This is a genomic window from Flavihumibacter sp. CACIAM 22H1 (genome assembly GCF_001601815.1).
Lineage (GTDB): Bacteria > Bacteroidota > Bacteroidia > Chitinophagales > Chitinophagaceae > Flavihumibacter.
In genome coordinates, this window is record NZ_LUKG01000097.1 from 1 (window position 1) to 1,926 (window position 1,926).

Annotated in this window: 2 protein-coding genes; both read left to right on the top strand. The window is 45.3% G+C overall.

Going from position 1 to position 1,926, the window contains the following annotated elements; translation table 11 throughout:
* Positions 1-122 precede the first annotated feature (122 nt).
* Positions 123-1,403, top strand: a complete 1,281-nt coding sequence (gene fucP / locus A1D16_RS19110; RefSeq protein WP_290712495.1) for an L-fucose:H+ symporter permease — start codon at positions 123-125, stop codon at positions 1,401-1,403.
* A gap of 10 nt (positions 1,404-1,413) precedes the next feature.
* A partial coding sequence (locus A1D16_RS19115; protein WP_290712497.1) for an SDR family oxidoreductase occupies positions 1,414-1,926 on the top strand: 513 nt, incomplete at its 3' end.

Genomic DNA, 1,926 nt, shown 5'->3' on the forward strand with positions numbered 1-1,926 from the left:
GGGATATAGATTCCCAATAACTTGTTAATATATTCGGATAATTTGCGCAATTTGACGGTACTGGTACCGTACATACAACCTAATTTTCCAAACTCAATAGCACCCTACTAAATTAAGCTTGCATGTCATCCAAGAACAAGTACTTATTACCGTTTATCCTGGTTACTTCCCTGTTTTTTCTATGGGCTTTCCTGCATAATATCAACCCGATATTAATTCCTCACCTTAAAAAAGCCTGTCAACTGAATGATACCCAATCGGCCCTGATCGACTTTGCAGTGTATATGGCTTATTTTGCCGTTGCACTACCAGCCGGCTGGTTTATGAATAAATATGGCTTTAAAAAAGGCATCATTTTCGGGCTGGTATTATATGGTGTTGGCGCCCTGCTTTTTCTTCCCTCTGCTGATACCAGGTCCTATGCTTTTTTCCTGGCTGCTCTTTTTGTAATTGCAGGGGGAGCTACCTTCCTGGAAACTATTGCCAATCCATATATTACCAAATTGGGCGATCCTGCAACGGCTACACAGCGGCTCAATTTTGCCCAGTCCTTTAACGGGGTAGGCGCTTTCCTGGCTCCCCTGATCGGTGGAAAATTTATTCTAACCGGCATTGAGCACAGTGATGAAACCCTGAAAGCCATGGAACAGGCGGGTACCCTGCAGGCCTATTTACAGGAAGAAGCCAACGCTGTTCGGTTGCCCTATCTTGTTATAGGCGTGGTTGTATTTATTCTGGTAGCCTTGTTTTTAGTAGTTAAACTACCGGAAGGAGAAGAAGCGCCTTCGGAGTCTACCTCTGCCGACGATAAATTTTCCTTTTCCGTACTGGCTATCCCCCAGGTTCGCTGGGCGGTATTAGCCCAATTTTTTTATGTGGGTGCACAGGTTGGCGTAGGAAGCTTTTTTATCCGCTACTCCAAATACACGATGGACCTTCCCGAAAAGCCCGCCTCCGAATACCTTTCTATTGCTATGATCGGCTTTATGATTGGCCGTTTTACAGGCACTTTCTTTATGAAATACATCAGTCCGGCCAGGTTATTGATGATCTATTCCTCGATCTGCATCGGCTTGTTGTTCATAGCTTGTTTTGTAAGTGGTCCGATTGCAGTATATGCCGTTATGGCTGTTCCTTTTTTCATGTCAATTATGTTCCCCACTATCTTTGCACTTGGAATAGCCGGTTTGGGCGCTGCTGCCCGTATGGCATCTTCTTTGCTGGTTATGGCAATTGTTGGGGGCGCTTTCTTCCCGCTGGTAATGGGTCAGCTATCCGACCTAACAGGGGGTAATATTCAGCTTGCATATATTATTCCACTGCTTTGCTTTGCTGTGGTTGGTATGTTTGGTTATAATCAATCAAAAAAGAACCTGGTTGTTACAGTTCAACCCGGACATTAAAATAAATCGGATGATCTTTTCTTATTTGAATAAAACAGTTGTAATTACGGGCGGTGCCAGTGGTATTGGAAAAGCTGCCACCCTGGCCTTCGCTAAACAAGGCGCAACCGTACATGTTATTGAATTAAATGAAGCCAGCTGGCCTGCTGTAGAATCCGAACTGGCTGCTTTTGGCGCCAGTGCCACCCTACATACCTGCGATGTTTCAGATCAGGCAGCTGTACTAAAGGTATTTCAACAAATTCCCCGCCTGGATGTGCTGATCAATAATGCGGGTGTGGCCCATGTAGGAAAATTAACGACGACCCCCGAAGCAGACTTTGACCGGCTTTTCAGGGTTAATGTCAAAGGAGTGTATAATTGTATGCTGGCTGCCATACCCCTGTTACAGGCAAATGGTGGGGGCGCCATTTTAAACCTCAGTTCAATTGCTGCATTGGTTGGTTTGCCCGATAGGTTTGCTTATAGCATGACGAAGGGCGCGGTACTGGCAATGACCCTGTCTGCAGCAAAAGATTATCTC

Excerpts from the sequence above, each read along its gene's own strand:
- fucP (WP_290712495.1), top strand. The coding sequence starts at position 123 with ATGTCATCCAAGAACAAGTACTTATTACCGTTTATCCTGGTTACTTCC.